General features: G+C 65.2%; 25 protein-coding genes and 1 tRNA gene. 5 read left to right on the top strand and 21 right to left on the bottom strand.

Annotated features, from left to right (window positions below):
• Nucleotides 1–106: 106 nt before the first annotated feature.
• Complete coding sequence (locus RAD10_RS32835) at nucleotides 107–1,072, bottom strand: alpha/beta hydrolase fold domain-containing protein (protein ID WP_461620657.1); 966 nt, start codon at nucleotides 1,070–1,072, stop codon at nucleotides 107–109.
• 163 nt (nucleotides 1,073–1,235) lie between these two features.
• Here RAD10_RS32835 and RAD10_RS32830 point away from each other — a divergent pair, with 163 nt between their 5' ends.
• Nucleotides 1,236–1,820, top strand: a complete 585-nt coding sequence (locus RAD10_RS32830; RefSeq protein ID WP_461620656.1) for a TetR/AcrR family transcriptional regulator — start codon at nucleotides 1,236–1,238, stop codon at nucleotides 1,818–1,820.
• 29 nt (nucleotides 1,821–1,849) lie between these two features.
• Here the strand turns inward: RAD10_RS32830 and RAD10_RS32825 are convergent, their stop codons facing one another.
• The 8 genes from RAD10_RS32825 to RAD10_RS32790 all read right to left on the bottom strand — a co-directional run bounded on the left by RAD10_RS32825 (nucleotide 1,850) and on the right by RAD10_RS32790 (nucleotide 7,202).
• The gene (locus tag RAD10_RS32825) at nucleotides 1,850–2,218 is read right to left on the bottom strand and encodes a hypothetical protein (RefSeq protein ID WP_461620655.1); all 369 of its coding nucleotides are present in this window, start codon (nucleotides 2,216–2,218) and stop codon (nucleotides 1,850–1,852) included.
• A 231-nt stretch (nucleotides 2,219–2,449) separates the two neighbouring features.
• A tRNA-Pro gene (locus RAD10_RS32820) sits at nucleotides 2,450–2,527 on the bottom strand.
• 127 nt (nucleotides 2,528–2,654) lie between these two features.
• Nucleotides 2,655–3,236, bottom strand: a complete 582-nt coding sequence (locus tag RAD10_RS32815) for a MerR family transcriptional regulator (protein WP_091965202.1) — start codon at nucleotides 3,234–3,236, stop codon at nucleotides 2,655–2,657.
• A gap of 24 nt (nucleotides 3,237–3,260) precedes the next feature.
• Nucleotides 3,261–3,602, bottom strand: a complete 342-nt coding sequence (locus RAD10_RS32810; protein WP_026202294.1) for an integration host factor subunit alpha — start codon at nucleotides 3,600–3,602, stop codon at nucleotides 3,261–3,263.
• A gap of 133 nt (nucleotides 3,603–3,735) precedes the next feature.
• A complete protein-coding gene (locus tag RAD10_RS32805; protein ID WP_018320056.1) occupies nucleotides 3,736–4,716 on the bottom strand; it encodes a beta-ketoacyl-ACP synthase III in 981 nt (326 codons plus the stop codon).
• On the bottom strand, nucleotides 4,713–5,774 hold the full coding sequence (plsX, locus tag RAD10_RS32800) for a phosphate acyltransferase PlsX (RefSeq protein ID WP_461620654.1): 1,062 nt from the start codon (nucleotides 5,772–5,774) through the stop codon (nucleotides 4,713–4,715). Before plsX ends, RAD10_RS32805 begins: the two co-directional genes overlap by 4 nt.
• A 298-nt stretch (nucleotides 5,775–6,072) precedes the next feature.
• Entirely contained in the window at nucleotides 6,073–6,642 is a 570-nt protein-coding gene (locus RAD10_RS32795; protein ID WP_461620653.1) for a YceD family protein, read from the bottom strand.
• Nucleotides 6,639–7,202 carry a ubiquinol-cytochrome C chaperone family protein gene (locus tag RAD10_RS32790; protein ID WP_461620652.1) on the bottom strand — a complete coding sequence of 188 codons (564 nt, stop codon included), beginning with the start codon at nucleotides 7,200–7,202 and terminating at the stop codon, nucleotides 6,639–6,641. The genes RAD10_RS32795 and RAD10_RS32790 overlap by 4 nt, the downstream gene beginning before the upstream one ends.
• 98 nt (nucleotides 7,203–7,300) lie before the next feature.
• Between RAD10_RS32790 and RAD10_RS32785 the strand changes: the two genes are divergently transcribed.
• Together RAD10_RS32785 and RAD10_RS32780 are read left to right on the top strand one after the other, a co-directional pair.
• Complete coding sequence (locus RAD10_RS32785; RefSeq protein WP_461620651.1) at nucleotides 7,301–7,786, top strand: outer membrane protein assembly factor BamE; 486 nt, start codon at nucleotides 7,301–7,303, stop codon at nucleotides 7,784–7,786.
• A 219-nt stretch (nucleotides 7,787–8,005) separates the two neighbouring features.
• Nucleotides 8,006–9,004: a Bug family tripartite tricarboxylate transporter substrate binding protein gene (locus tag RAD10_RS32780; RefSeq protein ID WP_461620650.1), complete on the top strand. Its 999-nt coding sequence runs from the start codon at nucleotides 8,006–8,008 to the stop codon at nucleotides 9,002–9,004.
• A 188-nt stretch (nucleotides 9,005–9,192) separates the two neighbouring features.
• On the opposite strand, the gene RAD10_RS32775 is transcribed toward RAD10_RS32780, so the two are convergent.
• The 12 genes from RAD10_RS32775 to RAD10_RS32720 all read right to left on the bottom strand — a co-directional run bounded on the left by RAD10_RS32775 (nucleotide 9,193) and on the right by RAD10_RS32720 (nucleotide 19,910).
• On the bottom strand, nucleotides 9,193–11,313 hold the full coding sequence (locus RAD10_RS32775) for a sodium-translocating pyrophosphatase (RefSeq protein ID WP_461620649.1): 2,121 nt from the start codon (nucleotides 11,311–11,313) through the stop codon (nucleotides 9,193–9,195).
• 234 nt (nucleotides 11,314–11,547) lie between these two features.
• The gene (thiL, locus tag RAD10_RS32770; protein WP_461620648.1) at nucleotides 11,548–12,546 is read right to left on the bottom strand and encodes a thiamine-phosphate kinase; all 999 of its coding nucleotides are present in this window, start codon (nucleotides 12,544–12,546) and stop codon (nucleotides 11,548–11,550) included.
• A gap of 175 nt (nucleotides 12,547–12,721) precedes the next feature.
• Nucleotides 12,722–13,219 (bottom strand): transcription antitermination factor NusB, encoded by a 498-nt coding sequence (gene nusB / locus RAD10_RS32765; RefSeq protein ID WP_461620647.1) that lies wholly within the window; start codon nucleotides 13,217–13,219, stop codon nucleotides 12,722–12,724.
• A 4-nt stretch (nucleotides 13,220–13,223) separates the two neighbouring features.
• The gene (gene ribH, locus RAD10_RS32760) at nucleotides 13,224–13,715 is read right to left on the bottom strand and encodes a 6,7-dimethyl-8-ribityllumazine synthase (RefSeq protein ID WP_461620646.1); all 492 of its coding nucleotides are present in this window, start codon (nucleotides 13,713–13,715) and stop codon (nucleotides 13,224–13,226) included.
• A 155-nt stretch (nucleotides 13,716–13,870) separates the two neighbouring features.
• Nucleotides 13,871–14,494: a riboflavin synthase gene (locus RAD10_RS32755; protein ID WP_461620645.1), complete on the bottom strand. Its 624-nt coding sequence runs from the start codon at nucleotides 14,492–14,494 to the stop codon at nucleotides 13,871–13,873.
• Complete coding sequence (gene ribD, locus RAD10_RS32750) at nucleotides 14,494–15,642, bottom strand: bifunctional diaminohydroxyphosphoribosylaminopyrimidine deaminase/5-amino-6-(5-phosphoribosylamino)uracil reductase RibD (protein ID WP_461620644.1); 1,149 nt, start codon at nucleotides 15,640–15,642, stop codon at nucleotides 14,494–14,496. Before ribD ends, RAD10_RS32755 begins: the two co-directional genes overlap by 1 nt.
• Nucleotides 15,639–16,121, bottom strand: coding sequence for a transcriptional regulator NrdR (nrdR, locus tag RAD10_RS32745; protein WP_011087793.1), 483 nt, complete (start codon nucleotides 16,119–16,121; stop codon nucleotides 15,639–15,641). The genes ribD and nrdR overlap by 4 nt, the downstream gene beginning before the upstream one ends.
• Before the next feature lie 15 nt (nucleotides 16,122–16,136).
• Nucleotides 16,137–17,435: a serine hydroxymethyltransferase gene (gene glyA, locus RAD10_RS32740; RefSeq protein ID WP_461620643.1), complete on the bottom strand. Its 1,299-nt coding sequence runs from the start codon at nucleotides 17,433–17,435 to the stop codon at nucleotides 16,137–16,139.
• Nucleotides 17,436–17,696: 261 nt separating this feature from the next.
• Nucleotides 17,697–17,918 (bottom strand): hypothetical protein, encoded by a 222-nt coding sequence (locus RAD10_RS32735; protein ID WP_018320042.1) that lies wholly within the window; start codon nucleotides 17,916–17,918, stop codon nucleotides 17,697–17,699.
• A gap of 55 nt (nucleotides 17,919–17,973) precedes the next feature.
• Nucleotides 17,974–18,210, bottom strand: a complete 237-nt coding sequence (locus RAD10_RS32730; protein ID WP_018320041.1) for a hypothetical protein — start codon at nucleotides 18,208–18,210, stop codon at nucleotides 17,974–17,976.
• Between the two features lie 199 nt (nucleotides 18,211–18,409).
• Nucleotides 18,410–18,928 (bottom strand): transcriptional regulator LdtR, encoded by a 519-nt coding sequence (ldtR, locus tag RAD10_RS32725; RefSeq protein ID WP_018320040.1) that lies wholly within the window; start codon nucleotides 18,926–18,928, stop codon nucleotides 18,410–18,412.
• Between the two features lie 481 nt (nucleotides 18,929–19,409).
• Nucleotides 19,410–19,910 carry a DUF6163 family protein gene (locus tag RAD10_RS32720; protein WP_018320039.1) on the bottom strand — a complete coding sequence of 167 codons (501 nt, stop codon included), beginning with the start codon at nucleotides 19,908–19,910 and terminating at the stop codon, nucleotides 19,410–19,412.
• A gap of 150 nt (nucleotides 19,911–20,060) precedes the next feature.
• Here RAD10_RS32720 and hemB point away from each other — a divergent pair, with 150 nt between their 5' ends.
• Together hemB and RAD10_RS32710 are read left to right on the top strand one after the other, a co-directional pair.
• Nucleotides 20,061–21,122 (top strand): porphobilinogen synthase, encoded by a 1,062-nt coding sequence (gene hemB, locus RAD10_RS32715; protein ID WP_461620642.1) that lies wholly within the window; start codon nucleotides 20,061–20,063, stop codon nucleotides 21,120–21,122.
• Nucleotides 21,123–21,380: 258 nt separating this feature from the next.
• Nucleotides 21,381–21,923 carry an RDD family protein gene (locus RAD10_RS32710; RefSeq protein WP_461620641.1) on the top strand — a complete coding sequence of 181 codons (543 nt, stop codon included), beginning with the start codon at nucleotides 21,381–21,383 and terminating at the stop codon, nucleotides 21,921–21,923.
• Nucleotides 21,924–21,940: the final 17 nt, after the last annotated feature.

Below are 21,940 nucleotides of genomic sequence, written 5' to 3'. Positions count from 1 at the left end.
ATACGAGGAAACGCCCGGGGGCCGCTTGTCCCTTCGCGGGCACTGCCAGCGCCAAGCCCCAGCGAGGCGGCGCGCGCCCTGTGACCACGGTCACACGCTTCTCCCATCACGCCACCGCGCGCATGATGAGCGCCCGCGCCTTGCGCCCCTCCGGCGTCGGCATCAGCGCGTAATTGTGCGGCTGGTCCCGCAGCAGATGCAGATCGACCGGCACGCCCACGGCCCTCGCCCGCTCGGCGAGATCGACGCTGTCGGGGTAAAGCAGATCGCGCGTCCCTGCGAAGATCGTCATCGGCGCGAGGAAACGGAAGGCACCGTTGAGCGGGCTGACGAAGGGATGGCCGATATCGAGCTCGCCCGCGTAGAGCCGCCCCGCCTCGACGATCCCCGGAATGTCCTGGATCGGATCGCGCGCCGCAATCGCGAGCTGCTCCGGGCGGCTGACCGATGCATCAGCCGCCGGCGAGATCAGCACCATCTGGTTCGGCTGCCGATGACCGCGATCGCGCAGCCATTGGCACGCGGCGAGCGCGAGGCCAGCTCCGGCAGAATTGCCGACGACCGTGACCTTTGCAGCGCCGGCATCCTCCAGCAGCATCCGCAGCAGCTCGCCCGTCGCCGGCACGACGTCCTTCGCGGTGGCGCGCGGCGCCAGCGGATAGATCGGCACGACGCACGAGACGCGCGCCTCGCGCGTCATCTGACCGATGAAGCGCCAATGCGCCGGCACGATCTCGTTGATGAAGCCGCCACCGTGCAGGAACATCACGAAATTGCAGCCCTCATGCCCCGACGACGGCGCGGTGTAATAGACTGGCCAGCCGCCCATCTTCGTCAGCGTCGCCTCGACACCACGACCAAGCCCCGTCGACTCGAACGAGGCCGGCTGCAAGGCGAGCTTCTGCACATGCGCCTGCACCGCTTCGGCCGATGCCAGCTGCTGCTTGTAGGGCAGCAGGGAAAGCAGCGCGTTGAAGCCGCGGCTCTGCAGGCTCGGCCCGGGCTCGCGGCTCCGAGGTGTGCAAAGATCTGGACAAAACTGCAGGGCCGACACGATCCTTGCGACGCTCATGGTCAGTTCTCCGCCTGGCTGGGCATCCATATGGCGACGAAGAGGCTTGCCGACAGGTCGCCATATGCGCGTATAATGCGAGCATTCGCTCGCTTTTCCTACTCGCATTCGGATCGCAAAGCCCATGGCGCGCACGCCGCCGACAAAACCCCGGAAAAACGCCTTGCAGGCGCGATCACGCGCCACCGTCGACGCGCTGGTCGAGGCGACAGCTCGCATTCTGGTCCGCGAAGGCTTCGAGAAGGCCAGCACCAACCGCATCGCCGAGATCGCCGGCGTCAGCGTCGGCTCGCTCTACCAGTATTTTCCGAGCAAGGAGGCCCTGGTCGCCACCGTGATCGATCGTCACAACGAGGAGATCATGGGCCTCGTCCGCACCGCGCTCGCGGAAGTCGCCGACCTGCCGATCGACAAGGCGGTGCGAAAGCTCGTCACCGTCGCAATCGAAGCCCACCGCATCGACCCGAAGCTACACCGCGTCCTCGCCGAGCAGATCCCGCGCACAGGACAGCTTAGGGATGTCGAAGCCTTCAACCGCGAGGTCCAAACGTTAGTGCGCGCCTATCTCGAAAGCCGCCGCAAGGAGATGCGCAAGATCGACCTCGATGTCGCGACCTTCATCTGCGTGAGTGCGATCGAATCCGTCGCGCACAACACCGTGCTAAACCACGCCGAGATGTTGACGGAGAAGATGGTGCGGACGCTGGTGGACGAGACGACGCGGATGGTGGTGGGGTATTTGAGGTAGGCGGATGTCAATGCTCAACAGCCATGCTTCTAGGGAATCCGGCGCTCTCGAAGCTCTCGAATCTGCCGTCCGATCGCGATCGCCCTCTCCTGCGCCCACAGTTGGTCGTATCCCGCGACTTCGTGCCTGACGAGATCTTCCGTCGACGTCCCCTGAATGATCCGTTCTCGACTCTTCTGACTGCAGAAATGGGCAACGAGCCCGGCAATCCTCTGCTGTTCGTCTGGAGTTTGATTGGATAGTCGCGCCAAGCTCTCGCGCCACAGACAATCCTCGCGCGCGATCTCGTCACGAAGAACCTGAATGAGCTGATCAGTTTCTCGATCTTTTGGTCCGTCACCGGCCAAAGTGGCCGAGGCGGTCAGCGCGAACGCGCAGAGCAGAGCGATCCGGAGCATTCCCAATCCCGCAGGCTGGCATGCCGACATAATGCCCCTGCGCCGCCAGACGGGTCAAATCGATTCGGAAAAACGACATCCAATCAACGACATCGCTACTGTGCATGGGGTTGTTTTCGGCATTTTGGTTTGCCGACCATCCAAGGAGTCGCCGCTGGTGATCGCCGCGCCCGCGTCCCCGGCGGGAGCGCTCTCTACGCCGACAGTCTATCCACCATGATTTGGAAAAAATGGTCGGAGCGAGAGGATTTGAACCTCCGACCCCTAGTCTCCCAGACTAGTGCGCTAACCGGGCTGCGCCACGCTCCGAACGTCGTTCCATTAGCTAGGATCGCTGCTTTGCGCAAGGCGAGGCCGCAGCATTTTGGTGCCTCTCCCTCCAAGGGCTCGGAGCCCGAGCGCCCGGAACTGCCGGCAAAGCCGACTGAACCCGCCCCTACCCGTCCTTCAGCGCCTGATCCAGCATCTCGCGGCAGGCGACGAGGTCGGCGAGGACACGCCCTAGCCGTTCCCGGTCCAGCGCGCTGGGGCCGGCGGGCGCGGCGGCGGTGCCGCCCTTGCGGAAGGTGGTGAGGATTTCCTCGTCGTCGACCTCGGTGAAGCGGAAGTCGATGCCCTCCTCTTCGTCGCCCTGGTAGTCGTCATCGTCGGTGTCGGCGACGCCCTTGATCGGCGCCTCCTCGTCGTCGGGCTCCATCAGGCTGGCGCCGATGGCGTCCTCGATGGCGCCGAACGAGACCGCGGCCGCGCTGTCGGCGAGACCCTGCACCGATTTGACGCCGTGCTCCTTCAGGATCCGCTGCACCCCGCGGATGGTGTAGCCCTCCCCGTAGAGCAGACGGCGGATGCCCTTGAGCAGGTCGACGTCGTCGGGGCGGTAATAGCGGCGGCCGCCGCTGCGCTTCATCGGCTTGATCTGGGAGAATCGGGTCTCCCAGAACCGCAGCACGTGCTGCGGAATGTCGAGCTCCTGCGCTACTTCGCTGATGGTTCGGAACGCATCCGGCGCCTTGTCCAAATGCCAAATCCTTTGCGAGAGGCGTTACGCCTCTTGTGGAGCCTTGCTGGCGTCACCGTTGGCGCGGTGCTGGCCGTTGATCCGCTGCTTCAGGATCGCCGACGGCTTGAACACCATGACGCGGCGCGGCGAGATCGGCACCTCGGTGCCGGTCTTCGGGTTGCGGCCGATGCGCTGACCTTTTTTGCGGACCATGAAGGACCCGAACGAGGACAGTTTCACCGTCTCGCCCTTTTCCAGGCAGTCGGTGATCTCCTTCAGCACGAGTTCCACGAAGGCGGACGATTCCGTGCGCGACAGGCCCACCTTCTGGTAGACGGCTTCGCACAGATCAACACGCGTTACGGTTTTACTTTGATCGGTCATCGCCCTGCCCCACATCACGGCGAACAATTGTTGTCTGAAATTATGAGGTTACGATACGGCGGTCAACAGCGCTCATCAATGCAGGCGCATCGATCTTGCGGCCAAATCCGGCAAAATTTTATCGACTGTTGCTCTACCAGCGCACGAGCGCGGAGCCCCAGGTGAAGCCGCCGCCCATGGCCTCCAGCAGGACCATGTCGCCCTTCTTGATGCGGCCGTCCTTGCGGGCCACCGACAACGCCAGCGGAATCGAGGCGGCCGAGGTGTTGCCGTGACGGTCCACGGTCAGCACCACCTTCTCCGGCGCGATGTGGAGCTTGTGGGCGGAAGCGTCGATGATTCGCTTGTTGGCCTGGTGCGGCACGAACCAGTCGATGGTCTCGGCATTGAGCCCGGTGGCCTGGAAGGCATCGACGATGACGTCGGTGATCATGCCGACCGCATGCTTGAAGACCTCGCGGCCCTCCATGCGCAGATGGCCGACGGTCTGGGTCGAGGACGGCCCGCCGTCGACGAACAGCTTTGCCTTGTGGCGGCCGTCGGAGCGCAGATGCGTGGTGACGATGCCGCGGTCCGTCGCGGCCTTGCCCGGCTGCTCCTGCGCCTCCAGCACCACCGCGCCGGCGCCGTCACCGAACAGCACGCAGGTGCCGCGGTCGTTCCAGTCGAGGATGCGCGAGAAGGTCTCCGCGCCGATCACCAGCGCGCGCTTGAAGGCGCCCGTGCGCAGGAAATTGTCGGCGGTGGCGAGCGCGAACACGAAGCCGGAGCATACCGCCTGGAGGTCGAAGGCCGCGCCGTGGGTGATGCCGAGCCCATGCTGCACGGCGACCGCCGTCGCCGGGAAGGTGTTGTCCGGCGTCGAGGTCGCGAGCACGATCAGGTCGATCGACTGCGCGTCCATGCCGGCGTCGGTCAGCGCAGCCTGCGCCGCCTTGATCGCCAGATGCGAGGTGAACTCGCCCTCGGCGGCGATGTGCCGCTCGCGAATGCCGGTGCGCTGCACGATCCACTCATCGGACGTATCAATGCGCGCCGCCAGCTGGGCGTTGGTCACCACCTGCTCCGGCAAATAAGAGCCGCAGCCCAGCACGACCGAACGAATCTGAGTCACGAAACAGCCTCCTGCGCGGCCTGCACGGAATTGAGTGCACCACCTTCGCGGTTGAGCATCTGATTGATCTTGTTCAGGAGATCGAATTTGACCATCTCATAGCCAACATCGATCGCTGAGGCAAAGCCTTCGGCGCTGATTCCGCCGTGGCTCTTGACCACTAATCCGTTCAAACCCAGGAACACGCCGCCATTGGACTTATTCGGGTCCATCTTGTTGCGCAACGCCTGAAAGGCGTCGCGGGCGAAGAGGTAGCCGAGCTTGGACATCCAGCTCCGCTGCATCCCTTCGCGCAAGAGTTCCGCCATCTGCCGCGCGGTTCCCTCGGCAGCCTTGAGCGCGATATTGCCGCTGTAACCTTCGGTCACGATGACGTCGGCGTGCCCCTTGCCGATGCCGTCGCCCTCGACGAAACCGATATAGTCGAGTTCCGGCAGGTTCCTCGCGCGCAGGATTTCCCCGGCTTCCCGGATCTCCTCGTGCCCCTTGATCTCCTCGACCCCGATATTGAGCAGCCCGACCGTGGGGCGCTTCTTGTCGAACAGCACGCTTGCCATCGCCGCGCCCATCACCGCGAGCGACACCAGATGGTGCGCGTCGCCGCCGATGGTGGCGCCGAGGTCAAGCACGACGGATTCGCCGCGCTTGGTCGGCCAAACGCCCGTGATCGCCGGGCGGTCGATCCCCGGCAACGTCCGCAGATGGAAGCGCGACATCGCCATCAGCGCGCCGGTATTGCCGGCGGAGACCGCGACATCCGCCTCGCCCTTCTTCACGGCATCGATGGCAAGCCACATCGAGGAGGTCTTGCGGCCGCGCCGCAGCGCCTGGCTCGGCTTGTCCGAGCCGCTGACGGCCACGTCGGTGTGGATGATCTTCGAAGCGGCCTTGAGGGCGGGATGCTTCTCGAGCTCGGGCTCGATCCTGGCGCGGTCCCCGACCAGCAGGAACTCGGTCCCGCGATGCCTCTGAAGCGAGATGGCGGCGCCGGGAATGACCACGGCGGCGCCGGCGTCGCCCCCCATGGCGTCCAGCGCGATGCGAACCTTGCTTGGCATAAAAGTCCTGGAAACCTGGTCTGGTGCGGTCTTGGATCAGCGGGACCGCAAAATGAGTTCGCCACGGACATGGCGGCCGGCCAAGCGCCACGCCGCACCCGGGTCGGGGCGCGACAATAGCGTTTTGTTACCCCGAAACAACCTCTTGCCCCCAGCCTTTTGCTTCCAGGGCGATCCGGCCGCCAAATCGCACATTCACAGGAAACATATCGAAATCAAATAGATAAATCAGCCTTTCAAACCATCCGCGCAAGCACCTCGCGTCCCGTAGCAAAGCGGTGCTCCCGGGAATGCCCAGCTATTTGCCCTTCTTGTTGTCCTGGAACGCCTTCAGCGCTGCGAATGGATGGTCCTCCGGGTCGGGGGCGGTGACCTCCGCCTCGAACACGACCCCCTCCTTGCGCGGATAGGGATCGATCGCCAGGAACAGGGCGTCGGTGGCGAGCCGGCCGAGGTCGATGATGCCGCCCACGATCGGCTCGGGCGGGTCGGCGACCTCAGACGGCGCCTCCTCGTCCTGCCCCTCCGCGATCAGGTCGGCCAGACGCCGCGCCTCGGCCTCGGGGGCGAACGTCAGATCCACCTCCTCCTCGATCTCGCTCTCGATCGGATCGAGCGTAACCACGCAGGTCTGTCCGATTCGGGCCCGGACGCTGCCGGTCACCTGGACCCGGCCGCCGCTCCTGGGCACCACGTCGAAGTCGGCCTCGGCCGACAGGACTTCGCGGAGGCCCGCAAGCTCGGCCATCGCCTGCCGCTCAGCGGCCGAGGCCTCGAGCTTGCGGTGCAGGCCGGTGTCGGGGATTTGCGCGACGATGACGGGGGCCCGCCAGGGATCGGGCTGGGATCCGGTATTGGGTCGGCTCATGGCGTGTCGCCCTCGGAAAGCGCTGGAGGAAACCTGAAGGAGGCGCGCAGCAGCGCAGCCTCGTCTGCCCGGCCGAGATCAGCCTCGGTGGCCCGGGCATAGGCCGCGAGCCGCCTCGCCCGGTCCAGGTCGGTCCCGTTCAAGATATTCTTGCAGATCGCCTCTGCCAGGGCCTCGCCGCCGGCCTCGATGGCCTGGTCATAGGCCTGGACGCGGCCGTAAAACGCCTCGCCGAACGCCCGCATCCGCTTCGGCACGGTCTGGTCGCCGACCCCCATCTCGCGCAGATTGTCGTCCATGTCCTCGCAGAAGCGGTCGAACAGCGCCTGCGACAGCTCCGAGGCTCCTGCGGTGGCGCCCTGGACCGTACGCAGGCGCCGCAGCAGCAGCCACAGATGCAGCAGCAACAGGTCGAAACGCCCGTTAACCGTATCGGGCACGCCCAAGTCGCGGTAAAATATGGGTTCTCGCGCCTGCGTCACGATCATGCCATAGATGGCTTCGATGGTGCCCGACGGGGTTAGCCGGGGTTTCCTGAAGTGATTGAACGGCCAAAGCATTGTGGTTTCCGCAAGCGGGCGCGCGCGAGTTGCATTCAGACGCCCAGCCCGGTACTTCAGCGCCTCGCGCGACGCAAGGGGACGGAATCAGTTCCGCTATGACGACAACGAACCAGATCAGCCCGCGCGCGGACAAGCGGCGCGGCCTTCATGCACGCTGGCGCGGCTTGCGCATGCTCGCCGCAGTGACCCTGGTCGGCGCCGCTCTTGCGGGCTGCACCGGCGAGCAATTCCAGAAGGGTTACATCCTGCCGCCCGGCGCGCTGGAGCAGATTCCGATCGGCGCGAGCCAGGACCAGGTGCTGATCGTGATGGGCACGCCCTCCACGGTGGCGACCCTCGATGGCGAAGTGTTCTACTACATCTCGCAGCGCTCGGAGCGCATGGTCGCCTTCATGAACCAGAAGGTGGTCGATCAGCGCGTCATCGCGATCTATTTCGACAAGAACCGGCGCGTGCGGCGCCTCGCGAATTACGGCCTGCAGGACGGCAAGATCTTCGACTTCATCAGTCGCACCACGCCGACGTCGGGCCAGGAGATGAGCTACCTCACGCCACTGTTCAAGCTGCTCAGCTTTAACTGAGTCCCCGGAGCGTTTTCGGGCGAAGCCGGTGACCGGCTCGCATCAGGAAAACGCTCCAGGACAAGCATCCAAAACGCCTTCCAATTCCGCCGGAAGGTATATGGCCCTCGCCTGCGGCGTCGTGCCGCCCTCCGCCCGGCACTGACCGCCGCGCGCGACTTGCCGTCGCACCTGCGGTTTCCTACCCTCCCTGCAAAGAAAGAAGCAGGGAGTGGATTCGTGCCTAAGACTTTGTCCCGACGTCGCGTGCTCACCGGAATGGCCGGCCTTTCGGCCGCAGCGATCCTGCCGCGATCGAGCCTTGCCGACTGGAAGCCGACCGAAAACGTCCGCCTCGTCGTGCCGGCTGCGGCCGGCGGCTCGACCGACGTGTTGGGCCGGCTCCTGGCCGCGCATCTGCAAACCGCCTGGGGCCAGTCGGCCGTCGTGGAAAACCGCTCGGGCGGCGGCGGCACCATCGGCACCGCAGAGGTGGTTCGTGCCAAGCCCGATGGCCACACCATCCTGGTCGGCAATCCCGGTCCGAACGCGATCGCCTACAGCATCTTCAAAAATCTCACCTACAAGCCGGACCAGCTCCAGCCGGTCTCCAACATGATCCGGATCCCGAACATCGTGTCGGCGCATCCGAAGACCGGCATCAAGTCGATCGGCGAGCTGATCGCCTACCTCAAGGCGAATCCGGACAAGCTCAGCTACGCCTCCTCCGGCGTCGGCCAGAGCCCTCACCTCACCGGCGCCTGGTTCCTCCAGCTCACCGGCCTCAAGATGACGCACATCCCGTTCCGCGGCGCCGGACCCGCGCTCCAGGCGGCGCTGGCGGGCGACATCCAGATCCTGTTCGACAATCTCTATCCGAGCCTGCCGCAGGTGCAGAACGGCACGCTTAACGGCCTCTGCGTCACCACCACCGAGCGCAGCGACCTCGCGAAAGACCTGCCGACCATGCGCGAGAGCGCACCGGAGCTGGCGAATTTCGACGTCTCGTCGTGGTTCTCGGTCTTCCTGCCGAAGGGCGTCTCGCCCGAGGTGTTGAGCGCGCTCAATCTCCAGGTCAAGGCGATGCTGGAGCGCGACGACATCAAGAAGCAGATCGCCGCCATGGGCGCCCGCGCCGACTACGGCACGCCGGAACAGTTCGCCGCCTTCGTGGATTCCGAGACGAAGAAGTTCGCCGGCATCATCCAGAAGGAAGGGCTGCAGATGGACGTGCAGTAGCGCTCGGCACACCGCTGTCATTCCCCGCGAAGGCGGGGAATCCAGTACGCCGCGGCCTATCCGTACGCCACGATGGCCTCTGGAATACTGGATCGCCCGCCCGCACGGGCGATGACGGCGAGATTGAGGGTGAAACAAAAACCCCGCGGCTCACGCCACGGGGTTTTGTCTTGTCTCGTCTCCGCCGCTCAGTGCGCCAGGATCGCCAGCAGCAGCAAGGCCACGATGTTGGTGATCTTGATCATCGGGTTCACCGCGGGACCCGCCGTGTCCTTGTAGGGATCGCCGACGGTGTCGCCGGTCACCGCCGACTTGTGGGCATCAGAGCCCTTGCCGCCGAAATGACCGTCCTCGATGTACTTCTTGGCGTTGTCCCAGGCGCCGCCGCCAGAGGTCATGGAGATCGCGACGAACAGGCCCGTCACGATGACGCCGAGCAGCATGGCACCGACGGCGGAGAACGCCGCCGACTTGCCGGCCACGCCGCCGCCCGCGATGGCGTAGATCAGGAAATAGACGACGATCGGCGACAGCACCGGGAGCAGCGAGGGGATGATCATCTCCTTGATCGCCGCCCGGGTCAGCAGGTCGACCGCCTTGCCGTAATCAGGCTTGTCGGTGCCCTGCATGATGCCCGGCTTCTCGCGGAACTGACGCCGGACCTCCTCGACGATCGCGCCGGCGGCACGACCCACCGCGGTCATGCCCATCGCGCCGAACAGGTACGGCAGCAGGCCGCCGAACAGCAGGCCCACCACCACATACGGGTTGTTGAGCGAGAAGTCCGGATTGACGCCGGCGAAGTAGGGATGACGCGCGGAGTCTGCAACGAAGAACTTGAGGTCCTGGTTGTAGGCCGCAAACAGCACGAGGGCACCGAGACCGGCCGAGCCGATCGCGTAGCCCTTGGTGACCGCCTTGGTGGTGTTGCCGACCGCGTCGAGCGCATCGGTCGACTTGCGCACCTCCTTCGGCAGGCCCGCCATCTCGGCGATGCCGCCCGCGTTGTCCGTCACCGGGCCGAACGCGTCGAGCGCGACGACCATGCCGGCCAGCGCCAGCATGGTGGCGGTCGCGATCGCGATGCCGAACAGGCCGGCGAGGCTATAGGTGACCAGGATGCCGGCGATGATCACGATCGCGGGGAGCGCGGTCGCTTCCATCGAGACGGCAAGGCCCTGGATCACATTGGTGCCGTGACCGGTCACCGAGGCCTGGGCGATCGACTTCACCGGCCGGTAGTCGGTGCCGGTGTAATATTCGGTGATCCAGATGATCAGCGCGGTGACGATGAGGCCGACCACGCCGCATTGGAACAGCGCCATGCCGGTATAGTCGACGCCATCGAGCTTGCCGAAGCCGATCAGGCTGTAGATCACGCCGGCGATGCCGATCAGCGACAGGACGCCGGTTGCGATGAGGCCCTTGTAGAGCGCGCCCATGATCGACTGGCTCGGCCCGAGCTTGACGAAGAAGGTGCCGATGATCGAGGTGATGATGCAGATGCCGCCGATCGCGAGCGGCAACGTCATCATGTTGGCGAGGATCGGCGTCTTGGCGAAGAAGATCGCGGCGAGCACCATGGTGGCGACCGCGGTCACCGCATAGGTCTCGAACAAGTCGGCGGCCATGCCGGCGCAGTCGCCGACATTGTCGCCGACGTTGTCGGCGATGGTGGCCGGGTTGCGCGGATCGTCCTCGGGAATGCCGGCCTCGACCTTGCCGACGAGGTCGCCGCCGACGTCCGCACCCTTGGTGAAGATGCCGCCGCCGAGACGGGCGAAGATCGAGATCAGCGAGGCGCCGAAGCCGAGTGCCACCATGGCGTCGATGACGGTGCGGCTGTCAGGCGCAAGCTTCAGGGAATGCACCAGGAAGCCGAAATAGAGCGTCACCCCGAGCAATGCGAGACCTGCCACCAGCATGCCGGTGATCGCGCCTGCCTTGAAGGCGAGCTCGAGGCCGCCGGCGAGCGAGGTGGTCGCCGCCTGGGCGGTCCGCACATTGGCGCGGACCGAGACATTCATGCCGATGAAGCCGGCCGCCCCCGACAGGACGGCGCCGATCAGAAAGCCGATAGCGACGTAGATTCCGAGGAAATAGACAAGCAAGAGGAAGATGACCACGCCGACGATGCCGATCGTCGTGTACTGGCGCCGCAGATACGCTTGTGCACCCTCAGCGACCGCCCCCGCGATCTCCTGCATGCGCGGCGACCCCGCATCCGCGCTTAACACCGAAGACGTCGCCCAAATCGCGTAGACGACGGAAAGCACTCCGCAGAGCACTATCAACCATAATGCTGTCATGTGATTTTTGCCTCAGATCCTTGATGTACCCCCGGCGCCTTTTGTTGTCCGTCGAGCGGTGCGGCGCCTTGATTTCGAACAAAGCCGCCCCTTGCCCAAAAGGGGCGGCCTTAGTCGGTAGCAAGCTTGCCAAAATCAAATTGAGGGTGCAACGCCGGATAAGGCCGAAAACGCCGATCTCGGCAGGTATTTAGGCCAAGTGCAGCGAACTAAGATGCCGGTTTGGAGCAATTCCTAGAAGTGGCTGTAGGACAGCCGCCTCAAGACCAATTCCTGGCCCTGCCCGTCCAGGAAACGCGGCCCCTGCTTGCCCGCGACGATCGTGCCGATCGCGGTGACGGCAAGGCCGGCCGCCCGCCCCGCGGCCATCAGCGCATCGCCCTGCGCCGGCGGGACGGTGCACAGCACCTCGTAATCGTCGCCCCCCGCAAGCAGCGTCTCGACGCAAGCGACGTTGCGGGCAACCAGGCTTGCTGCCGCGGCCGAGAACGGCACGCTCGTCACGTCGACCGTGGCGGAGACCCCGGATGCGGCGCAGAGTTTCGTCAGGTCGCCGGCGAGCCCGTCGGAGACGTCCATCGCTGCGGTCGCATGATCGCGCACGGCCCGTGCCAACGGGTTGCGCGGCTGCGGCACGCGATAGCGTGAGATCAGGGCTTCCCTTGCAGCGGGATCAGTCGTGAGCGCAGCCGCAGCGGCGCCGCCCGTGAGCACGTCGAGGCCGAGCGCGGCGTCGCCGATCGTGCCGGTCACCAGGATACGATCGCCTGGCCTCGCGCCGGTACGGCCGACCATCCGCCCCTGCGGCACGCGGCCGAAGGCGGTGATCGAGATCATCTGCGGGCCCGGCGTCGAGACCGTGTCGCCGCCGAGCAGCGGACAAGCGAATTCCTTTGCGTCTTCGCCCAGCGCGTCCGCAAAGGGCCGGAGCCAGGCATCCTCCTTGCTCCGAAGCGCCAGTGTCAGCACGAATCCCGCCGGCGTCGCGCCCTTGGCGGCGAGATCGGACAGGTTCACCCGCAGCGCCTTGCGCGCGATGGTGTCAGGGGGATCGGTGGCAAGATAGTGCACGCCTTCGACGACGGCGTCGGTGGTGACGACGATGTCGTCGCCGGACGACGACAGCACCGCCGCGTCATCGACCAGACCGAACGCACCGGGATCGGTCGCCAGCGGCTTGAAATAGCGCGCGATGAGGGAGTCTTCGGGGGACGGGTTTTGCGGAGTGGTCATCGATGCAAGCCCCACCCCCCGCTGTCATCGCACGGCATGACCGGGCGATCCAGTATTCCAGAGACGATCGTGTGACATCGACAGGCCGCGGCGTACTGGATCACCCGCCTTCGCGGGTGATGACAGCGGAGTATGGGGCAGCCGTCTCGCATGAATTCACCGCCCTCGCCGGAAATTACCCCCGCCCGAACTCGTCGCCGCGAAACTGGCGGCCGATCTGGTCGAGCACGGCGTTGACCATGCCGGTCTCCTCGCGGTCGACGAAGGCGTTGGCGACATCGACATATTCGGAGACGACGACGCGGCCCGGCACGTCCTTGCGGTGCTCCAGCTCATAGGCCCCTGCCCGCAGCACCGCGCGCAGGATCGCTTCGATCCGCTTCAAGGGCCAGCCCTTCGACAGCGCCTCGTCGATCAGGGGATCGAGCTTCTTCTGGTCGCGCACGACGCCCGAGACGACGTCGCGGAAGAAGGCGGCCTCGGCTGGCAGGTACGTGTCGCCCTCGACCTCGTTGCCGAGCCAATGGCTCTCGAACTCGGCGAAGATGTCGTTGATGCCGGCGCCGGCGATATCCATCTGGTACAGCGCCTGCACCGCCGCGAGCCGCGCCGCGCCGCGCCGGTTTGCCTTCTTCTCGTTTGGCCCTGCCGGCTTCTTGGTGGGGTCAGCCATGGCTTCAGGCCCGTGCCATGCGGCGTTTGATGCGCAGCATCGCAAGCGCCGCACGCGCGGCATCGCCGCCCTTGTTGAGCTCGCTGGCCCGCGCACGTGCCCAGGCCTGCGCCTCATTGTTGACGGTGAGAATGCCGTTGCCGAGCGGCAGCTTTCGCGCCACGGCAAGATCCATCAGCGCGCGCGAGGATTCCTGCGACACGATCTCGAAATGGATGGTGTCGCCGCGGATCACGCAGCCGAGCGCGATCACCGCGTCATAGGGCTTGCCGTTCGCCGCCGCCGCGTCGATCACGATGGCCACCGCCGCCGGAATCTCCAGCGCGCCGGGAACCGTGATGACGTCATGCGTCAGGCCGGCCGCCTTCAATTCGGTCACCGCGCCGTCCAAAAGCGCGTCCTGGAGATCGTCATAGAACCGCGCCTCGACAATCAGCGCGCGTGCGCCGGAAATGTCGGTCTGGTCCTTCAGGGGTGCGCGCCGCGCGTCTGCCATCGTCTCAATCCGTTTACTGGGGTCGGCGCGTTATGTAGTCGCCGCAGGCACGTAAGCCAAGTTCAAAGACTGTTATTCCGGGGCGCGAAGCGAACCTGGAATCTCGAGATTCCGGGCTCGGCTCTTCGAGCCGCCCCGGAATGACGGCTCTGCCGTCATTTCATTTCCGTCAGCCGCGCCGCGTAGCGGGCCATCAGGTCGACCTCGATATTGACCTCGTCCCCCGCCTTCCAGCCGCCGATCGTCGTGACCGAGAGCGTGTGCGGGATGATCAGCACCGAAAAGGTCGTGTCCTTCACCGTATTGACCGTCAGCGAGACGCCATCGAGCGTGATCGAGCCCTTGGTGGCGATGAACCGCGCCAGCTCCCGCGTGGTCGAGAGCTCGAACCGCGCCATGTCGGGCAGCTCCTCGCGGCTGACGAGGGTCGCGATACCGTCGGCGTGGCCGGCGACGATATGCCCGCCGAGCTCGTCGCCGATCTTGAGCGCGCGCTCGAGGTTGAGCCTGGTGCCGACCTTCCAGTGCTTGGCCGTCGTGAGTGCCAGCGTCTCCGCCGCAGCATCGACGTCATACCAGGTCCTTTGCTTAGAGTCCTTGCCGCCTGCGACGCCGGAAGCAACCACAGTCAGACAGACGCCGTTACTGGCGATCGAGGCACCGTCGGCGATGGTGGCCTGATCGTAGCGGCAGGCGATGCGCAGCCGGTGCAGCTGGCCCTGTGCCACGGGCGTGAAGCTGACGATCTCGCCGATATCGGTGACAATGCCGGTGAACATTACGCGCGCTCGTAGATGGTGAGAGTATCCCTGTCGAATGTTTCGCTAGCATGAACCTTGTAGGCCTGCGACTGCGTGATTTTCGACAGGGGCAATGCATCGAGCGCATCGACGCCGCCACTGCCCACCGCTTCCGCGCCGCGGAACAGCCAGACCTCGTCAGCGAGGTCGGCCGCGACGAACGAAGCCGCAACGCGGCTGCCGCCCTCGACCATCAGGCGGGTGATGCCTTTCCCGGCCAGCGCACGCAGCGCGGCCGGCAAATCGAGCCCGGAGGCACTTGCCGGCGGGATGCGGATCACTTGCGCGCCTGTCGCGCCGAGACGTGTTGCTGCCGCGGCTTCCGCAAGGTCGGAGCCCATCACCCAGAGCGGCGTCTCGCGCGCGGAGCCTATGAGCTTGCTCGCCCCGGGAATGCGCAGGCTCTGATCGAGCACCACGCGCACCGGCGAGCGCGCCGCCATGCCCGGCAGGCGGCAGGTGAGAAGCGGATCGTCCGCCAGCACCGTGCCGATGCCGACCAGGATGGCATCGCTCTGCGCGCGCAGGAGATGCACGCGATTGCGTGCTGCCTCCCCCGTGATCGCGACCGGCTTGCCGCCGGCGGCGCCGATCTTGCCGTCGGGCGAAACCGCCAGCTTCAGGATCACATGCGGACGCTTGTCCCGGATGCGACGAAAATGCCCGGCATGGTCGAATGCGGCTTCCGCCGCGCACAGGCCCACATCCACATTGATGCCGGCCGCGCGCAGCCGCGCATGGCCCTGGCCTGCGACCTCAGGATTGGGATCCTCGATCGCCGCCACCACCCGCTTGATGCCGGCGGCGATCACCGCGTCGGCGCAAGGCGGCGACTTGCCGAAATGCGAGCACGGCTCCAGCGTGACATAGAGCGTGGCCCCCCGCGCCGCTTCGCCGGCCCGGCGCAAAGCCTCGGGCTCGCCATGCGGCCGTCCGCCCGGCTGTGTCCAGCCGCGGCCGACGATCACGCCGTCTTTCACGATGACGGCGCCCACGGCCGGGTTCGGCCAGGTGCGTCCCTGCCCGCGGCGTCCGAGCGCCAGCGCAAGCTGCATGAAACGAAGATCAGCGTCCTTGGCCTCGCGGGCCTTCTGCGCGAACTGATCCTCCAGGATACGGAAGATCATTTGCGGATCGCGGCGAGCCGCGCTTCCTCCTCACCGGAGAGCTCGCCGAGCACGTCGGCGAAATCCTTGGCCTCGCGGAAATTGCGGTAGACCGAGGCGAAGCGCACATAGGCGACGTCGTCGAGGGTGCGCAGATGCTCCATCACGGTCTCGCCGATCACCTCGGAGGAGATCTCGGCCTCGCCTCCGGTCTCGAGCTCGCGGACGATGGTGGAGACCATCTTCTCCACCCGCTCCGGCTCGACCTGCCGCTTGCGCAAAGAAATCTGCACCGAGCGCATCAGCTTGTCACGGTCGAACGGCACGCGGCGGCCGTTGCGCTTGATCACGGTGAGCTCGCGCAACTGCACGCGCTCGAAGGTGGTGAAGCGGAAATTGCAGGCGACGCACACGCGCCGCCTGCGGATCACGGAAGAGTCCTCGGTCGGACGCGAGTCCTTTACCTGCGTATCGAGACTATTGCAGTTCGGGCAGCGCATCCTCGTGGCCCAGCCTTACTGATAGATCGGGAACCGATCGGTGAGCGCCTTGACGCGTTCCTTGATCGCGGCCTCGACCAGCGGCGCCTTGCCGTCGTCCGACTGCGCGATCGCGTTTAGGACCTCGGCGATCATGCCGCCGACCTGCTGGAATTCGGCGACGCCGAAGCCGCGCGTGGTCGCCGCCGGCGTGCCCAGACGAATACCGGAGGTGACGAACGGCGACTCGGGGTCGAACGGAATGCCGTTCTTGTTGCAAGTGATGGCGGCGCGAACCAGCGCCTTCTCCGAGGCGTTGCCCTTCAGGCCCTTCGGCCTGAGGTCGACCAGCATCAGATGGTTGTCGGTGCCGCCGGAGACGATGTCGAAGCCGTGGCTCTTCATCGCCTCGGCCAGCGCCTTGGCGTTCTCGACGACGTTCTTGGCGTAGACCTTGAAGTCCGGACGCAGCGCCTCGCCGAAGGCGACCGCCTTGGCCGCGATCACGTGCATCAGGGGGCCGCCCTGCAGCCCCGGGAAGATCGCCGAGTTGAACTTCTTGGTCAGCGTCTCGTCATTCCACAGCATCAGGCCGCCGCGCGGACCGCGCAGCGATTTGTGCGTCGTCGTCGTGGTGATGTGAGCATGCGGCACGGGCGAGGCATGCACGCCGCCGGCGACGAGGCCCGCGAAGTGCGCCATGTCGACCAGGAGGTACGCGCCGACGCTGTCCGCGATCTCACGGAAGCGCTTGAAGTCCCAGGCGCGCGAATAGGCCGAGCCGCCCGCGACGATCAGCTTCGGCTTGACCTGTTCGGCCTGCTTGGCAACCGCATCCATGTCGATGATCTGGTCCTCGCGGCGCACGGTGTAGTGCGCGGCGTTGAACCACTTGCCGCTCATGTTGACGGGCGAGCCGTGGGTGAGATGGCCGCCGGCCGCGAGGTCGAGACCCATGAAGGTATCGCCGGGCTGCAGCAGCGCCAGGAACACCGCCTGGTTCATCTGGCTGCCGGAGTTCGGCTGCACGTTGGCGAATTTGGCACCGAACAGCTTCTTGGCGCGGTCGATCGCGAGGTTCTCGGCGACGTCGACCCACTCACAACCGCCATAGTAGCGCGCGCCCGGATAGCCTTCCGCGTATTTGTTGGTCATCACCGAACCCTGCGCTTCCAGCACGGCCCGGCTGACGATGTTCTCGGAGGCGATCAGCTCGACCTCATGGCGCTGCCGGCCGAGCTCGCCCTTGATGGCGGCGGCGATTTCCGGGTCGGCCTGCTCGAGCGGAGCGGTGAAAAACGAATCGGGCGCGGAGGCGGTTTTGGGTGCGGTCATCTTGCGAATATCTCCACCGCCGCAGCCTTTTGGCGGGCTACGGGCGGTCTGGTGTGGCGATCGGAAGCGGCGTGCGCGATCTACCACATCGCCCGCAACAGGCCAAGCATTTGCGGGTCGGGCGTGATATTTATGCAAGATATGGTGGAGGGTGGCGGTTTTCGGCACTTGGGGCCGGCTCCGGGGAGCCGCCCGTCCACCCCTCCCGAATGGGGCCGCTTTGGGTCCTAACTCCTCATCCGTGGAGCCGCCGGCTGTCTGTCACAGCCCGGTATACCCCGCCTTCACAGGGTCCACGCTGCCGTCGAGCTGGCGTAGATAGGTCAGGCCGCAGACCGTCAACCGGTGGGTGTCCTTCTCGCCGGCTTCCATCAGGATGTTGAGATAGTTCGTGACCTTCTCCCTCGCCTCCTCGCTGGCCGCGGCGGTGCGGTTGGCGAGCAGGTCATAGGTCTGCATGATGCGGTCGATGGCGGCTTCCATGGCACCCTCTGGTTCGTGCGATATTCTGGGTTCGTCGGTATTTTGGGACTGTTGATCAGGCAACCGCGCGGGCCTCAGCCTGCGCCTGGAACCGGGCGATCGCCGTGTTGGCGAGCCGGATTTTGTTGAACTCCCCGTTCTGGAGCAGCTTGATGATGATCCCGAGCAGGCGTTCGTCGGTGACGAGCGTATCGGGAATCGCGCCGGAACGGCGAAGGTAGTTCGCGGCGATGGCGTAGGCCTCGCTCACGAGTTCCACGTTCATCGCCTGCAGCCCGCGCTCGACCAGCATCGACATTTCTCCGATCCGAAGGAGATAAGCGCCAAGCCCGGAACAGGTTCCTCGGGTCGCAAAATTTTCTTCGCAGGTGCAAAATGCAAAACGCACCGGTCCGGGGGCAACTCCGGGCCGGCGCGCTGGGGAAGTTGAGGCACGTTCGGGCGGCTTGCCGGTCTTGTTGCGGGCCGGCTTGGCCTTATCCCTTGGAAACTCAGAGCCGATACAGGATCTGGTCGGTCCAGAACCGCTCGAGGCGGTGCAGAGACTTGTTGAGGGTCGAGAATTCCTCGCCCGAGATGCCGCCGACCTGCTCCACCGTCTTGACGTGCTTCTGGTAGAGCGCATCGACGATACGGCGGACTTCCTGGCCCTGCGGGGTCAGGCGAATGCGCACCGAGCGGCGATCGACGCGCGAGCGCTGATGATCGAGGAAGCCGAGCTCGACGAGCTTCTTCAAATTGTAGGAGACGTTGGAGCCGAGATAGTAGCCACGCGTGCGCAGCTCGCCCGCGGTCAGCTCCTTGTCGCCGATGTTGTAGAGCAGGAGAGCCTGCACCGAGTTGATGTCCGCGCGGCCGCGGCGATCGAATTCGTCCTTGATCACGTCGAGGAGCCGGCGATGCAGCCGCTCCACCAGAGTCAAAGCTTCCAGATAGAGCGACTGCACCGAACCCTGCTGGCCGGAGACGCGCTCTGCGGTATCTGCCGCAGTTGCGACGGCTTTCATCATGACACTTCCCCTGTTGTCGTTTTTATCGACACTTATTCGACGAAACTTGTGTCCCGTCTGATAGGTGCAACTTAAGGGGCTCGTTTGAAGATCGGCTTAAATAAGAGAATAAAGAGATCATGAATTTAAGACAGTGAATTGCGGATTAAGCCTGTGCCACAAGCACTTTTCGCAACGCTCTGTTGACCTTCGCAAGGTCCTGTTCACCCTCCGTCCGCCGCAACTGTCGCATTCCAGAACAGCCCCGCTCCGTTTCGAAACGGGCGCGTAACGGCTGTGGCGGAACCGGCTGGTCAACGAAAACTTACCGCAAATTTTAGGCAACCAACGGTCAACCAAACCGGCACAACTCCGCGCGCTCCGATCTCGTGTCCCAGGTTTGAACAGATCGCAGGATGGGTAGAGCGAAGCGAAACCCATCGATGCAGGCGCAAGTCAGTGATGGGTTTTCGCTTCGCTCTACCCATCCCACAAGAGATCGTTACGGCGGCCGTTCGCGCGCGGCCATCCAGGCGAGTGCGAGATAGGCGGCGAGCATGAAGGCTTCGACGCCGACGACGATCAGGCTGCCGCCGTAGATTCCCGGGAACATCAGCTCGATCACCGCCATCGACACCACGGTGGTGAGCCACACCACCGCGCCCCACGGCGTTGCCAGCCACAGGCCGACCGCGGCGACGAGCTCGATCACGGCGAAGTAGACGGTCGCGGCCTGCCAGGCCATCGACTGGTTCTCGAACGCCTCGTCCTCGCCGCCGACGAAGCCCGTCACCTGCGCCCAGTGATAGAGGCCCTTCAGGATCGAGAGCAGCGCCATCACCCGCAGGAACAGCACGAGGCGGCGCGTCCAGACATTGTCGTCGGACTCCGAGCGCTCCGACGAGATCGCGGCCACCGACATCGCGCTGTCTCTGGCGCTGTCTCTGACGGCGTCCCTGGGGCTGCCGTCACGGGCCGCATCGCGGGTGGAAATCTCGGACATGGCCCCCTTCTGGCTGCTTCGGCCCGCAAAATCAATCGGCGCCCAAGCTCGACTGCCAAGTCGGCTCAATTCTGCCTTGCGGCAAGTCAAGCCGCGGTGACGGGAACCATGCGAGCTGGTATAAGAATAATTCCAGCCGGAGGAAGAGTGATGGCGATTAAATACGGACGTCCGATCGAATTGCGCGAGGTTTCGCGCCGCGAGGGAGCGGCGGTGCCCCATGCCCTCGATCTGACCGTCCGCCCGCGCCGCAACCGCAAGGCCGAATGGGCCCGGCGGATGGTGCGCGAGAACGTCCTCACCACCGACGATCTGATCTGGCCGCTGTTCCTGATCGACGGCAACAACAAGCGCGAGCAGGTCACCTCGATGCCGGGCGTCGAGCGCCTCAGCGTCGACCAGGCCGTGCGCGAGGCCGAGCGCGCCATGAAGCTCACCATCCCCTGCCTCGCGCTGTTTCCCTACACCGAGCCGTCCTTGCGCGACGAGGAAGGCTCTGAAGCGACCAATCCGAACAATCTGGTCTGCCAGGCGGTGCGCGCGATCAAGAAGGAGTTTCCGGAGATCGGCATTCTCTGCGACGTCGCGCTCGACCCCTTCACCAGCCACGGCCATGACGGCCTGATCTCGGATGGCAGGATTCTCAACGACGAGACGGTCGCCGTGCTGGTGCGTCAGGCGCTGGTGCAGGCCGAAGCCGGCTGCGACATCATCGCGCCCTCCGACATGATGGACGGCCGCGTCGCCGCGATCCGCGAGGGGCTGGACCGCACCGGCCTGCTCGACGTGCAGATCATGGCCTATGCGGCCAAATACGCCTCGGCCTTCTACGGCCCGTTCCGCGACGCCATCGGTTCGGCCAAGACGCTCACCGGCGACAAGCGCACCTATCAGATGGACAGCGCCAACACTGACGAGGCGCTACGCGAGGTCGAGCTCGACATCGCTGAAGGCGCCGACATGGTGATGGTGAAGCCCGGCATGCCCTATCTCGACGTCGTCCGCCGCGTGAAGGACACCTTTGCGATGCCGACCTTCGCCTACCAGGTCTCGGGCGAATACGCGATGATCGCGGCCGCCGCGAACAACGGCTGGCTCGACGGCGAGCGCGCCATGATGGAGAGCCTGCTCGCCTTCAAGCGCGCCGGCGCCGATGGCGTGCTGAGCTACTTTGCACCGAAGGCGGCGGAGAAGCTGCGCGCACAGGAGTAAGGTGCCGCAGGGTGGGCAAAGCGGAGCGTGCCCACCAATCCATCCATCGCGCAAGATAGCGGGCAATGGTGGGCACGGCGCTACGCGCCTTTGCCCCCTACGTCACCGGTTTCCTGCGCGCGAGCGCCGCGCCCCACCGCCCCCGAATCGCCGGAATATTTCGGCTTGTTAACGTCCCTGCGCCCTTGGCACGGGGATGGCCTGTTCCCATGTCCTGCTTGAGGGTTTTCCTTCTGTTTCCCTCTGGGAGGACGGATCATGTCGTACGACTCGGGCAATTCGGGCGCCTGGCGCAATGACGGCGGGTCGCAGCCGCACGCCTACGACCCCTATCTGCACCCGGAGCTATTCCGCGGCGTTGCGACGCGGCGCGTGTTCGCCTTCCTGATCGACATGGTCGTCATCTCCGTGCCTGTGATCCTCGGTTACATCTTCATCGCATTGTTCGGCGTGGTCACGCTCGGCATCGGCTGGGCGCTGTTCTGGCTGGCCTGGCCGGCCTCCGTGATCTGGGCCATCGTCTATTACGGCGCCTGCATTGGTGGCCCCTCCTCCGCGACGATCGGTATGCGGGTGATGGATCTGGAGCTGCGCACCTGGTACGGCGCGCCCGGCTATTTCGTTCTCGGCGCCACCCATGCCGTGCTGTTCTGGGTGTCGGTCTCGTTCCTGACGCCCTTCGTGGTGCTGCTCGGCCTGTTCAACGGCCGCCGGCGTTTGCTGCAGGATTTCGTGCTGGGAACGGTCGTGATCAACAATTCCGTCCGCGCTCCGGTGCCGCAGGCCGCAAGGACCTGGTGATCAAGAACCTATCAACC

This window comes from Bradyrhizobium sp. 23AC (assembly GCF_054863025.1).
This window is presented reverse-complemented; position numbering and strand designations above follow the sequence as displayed.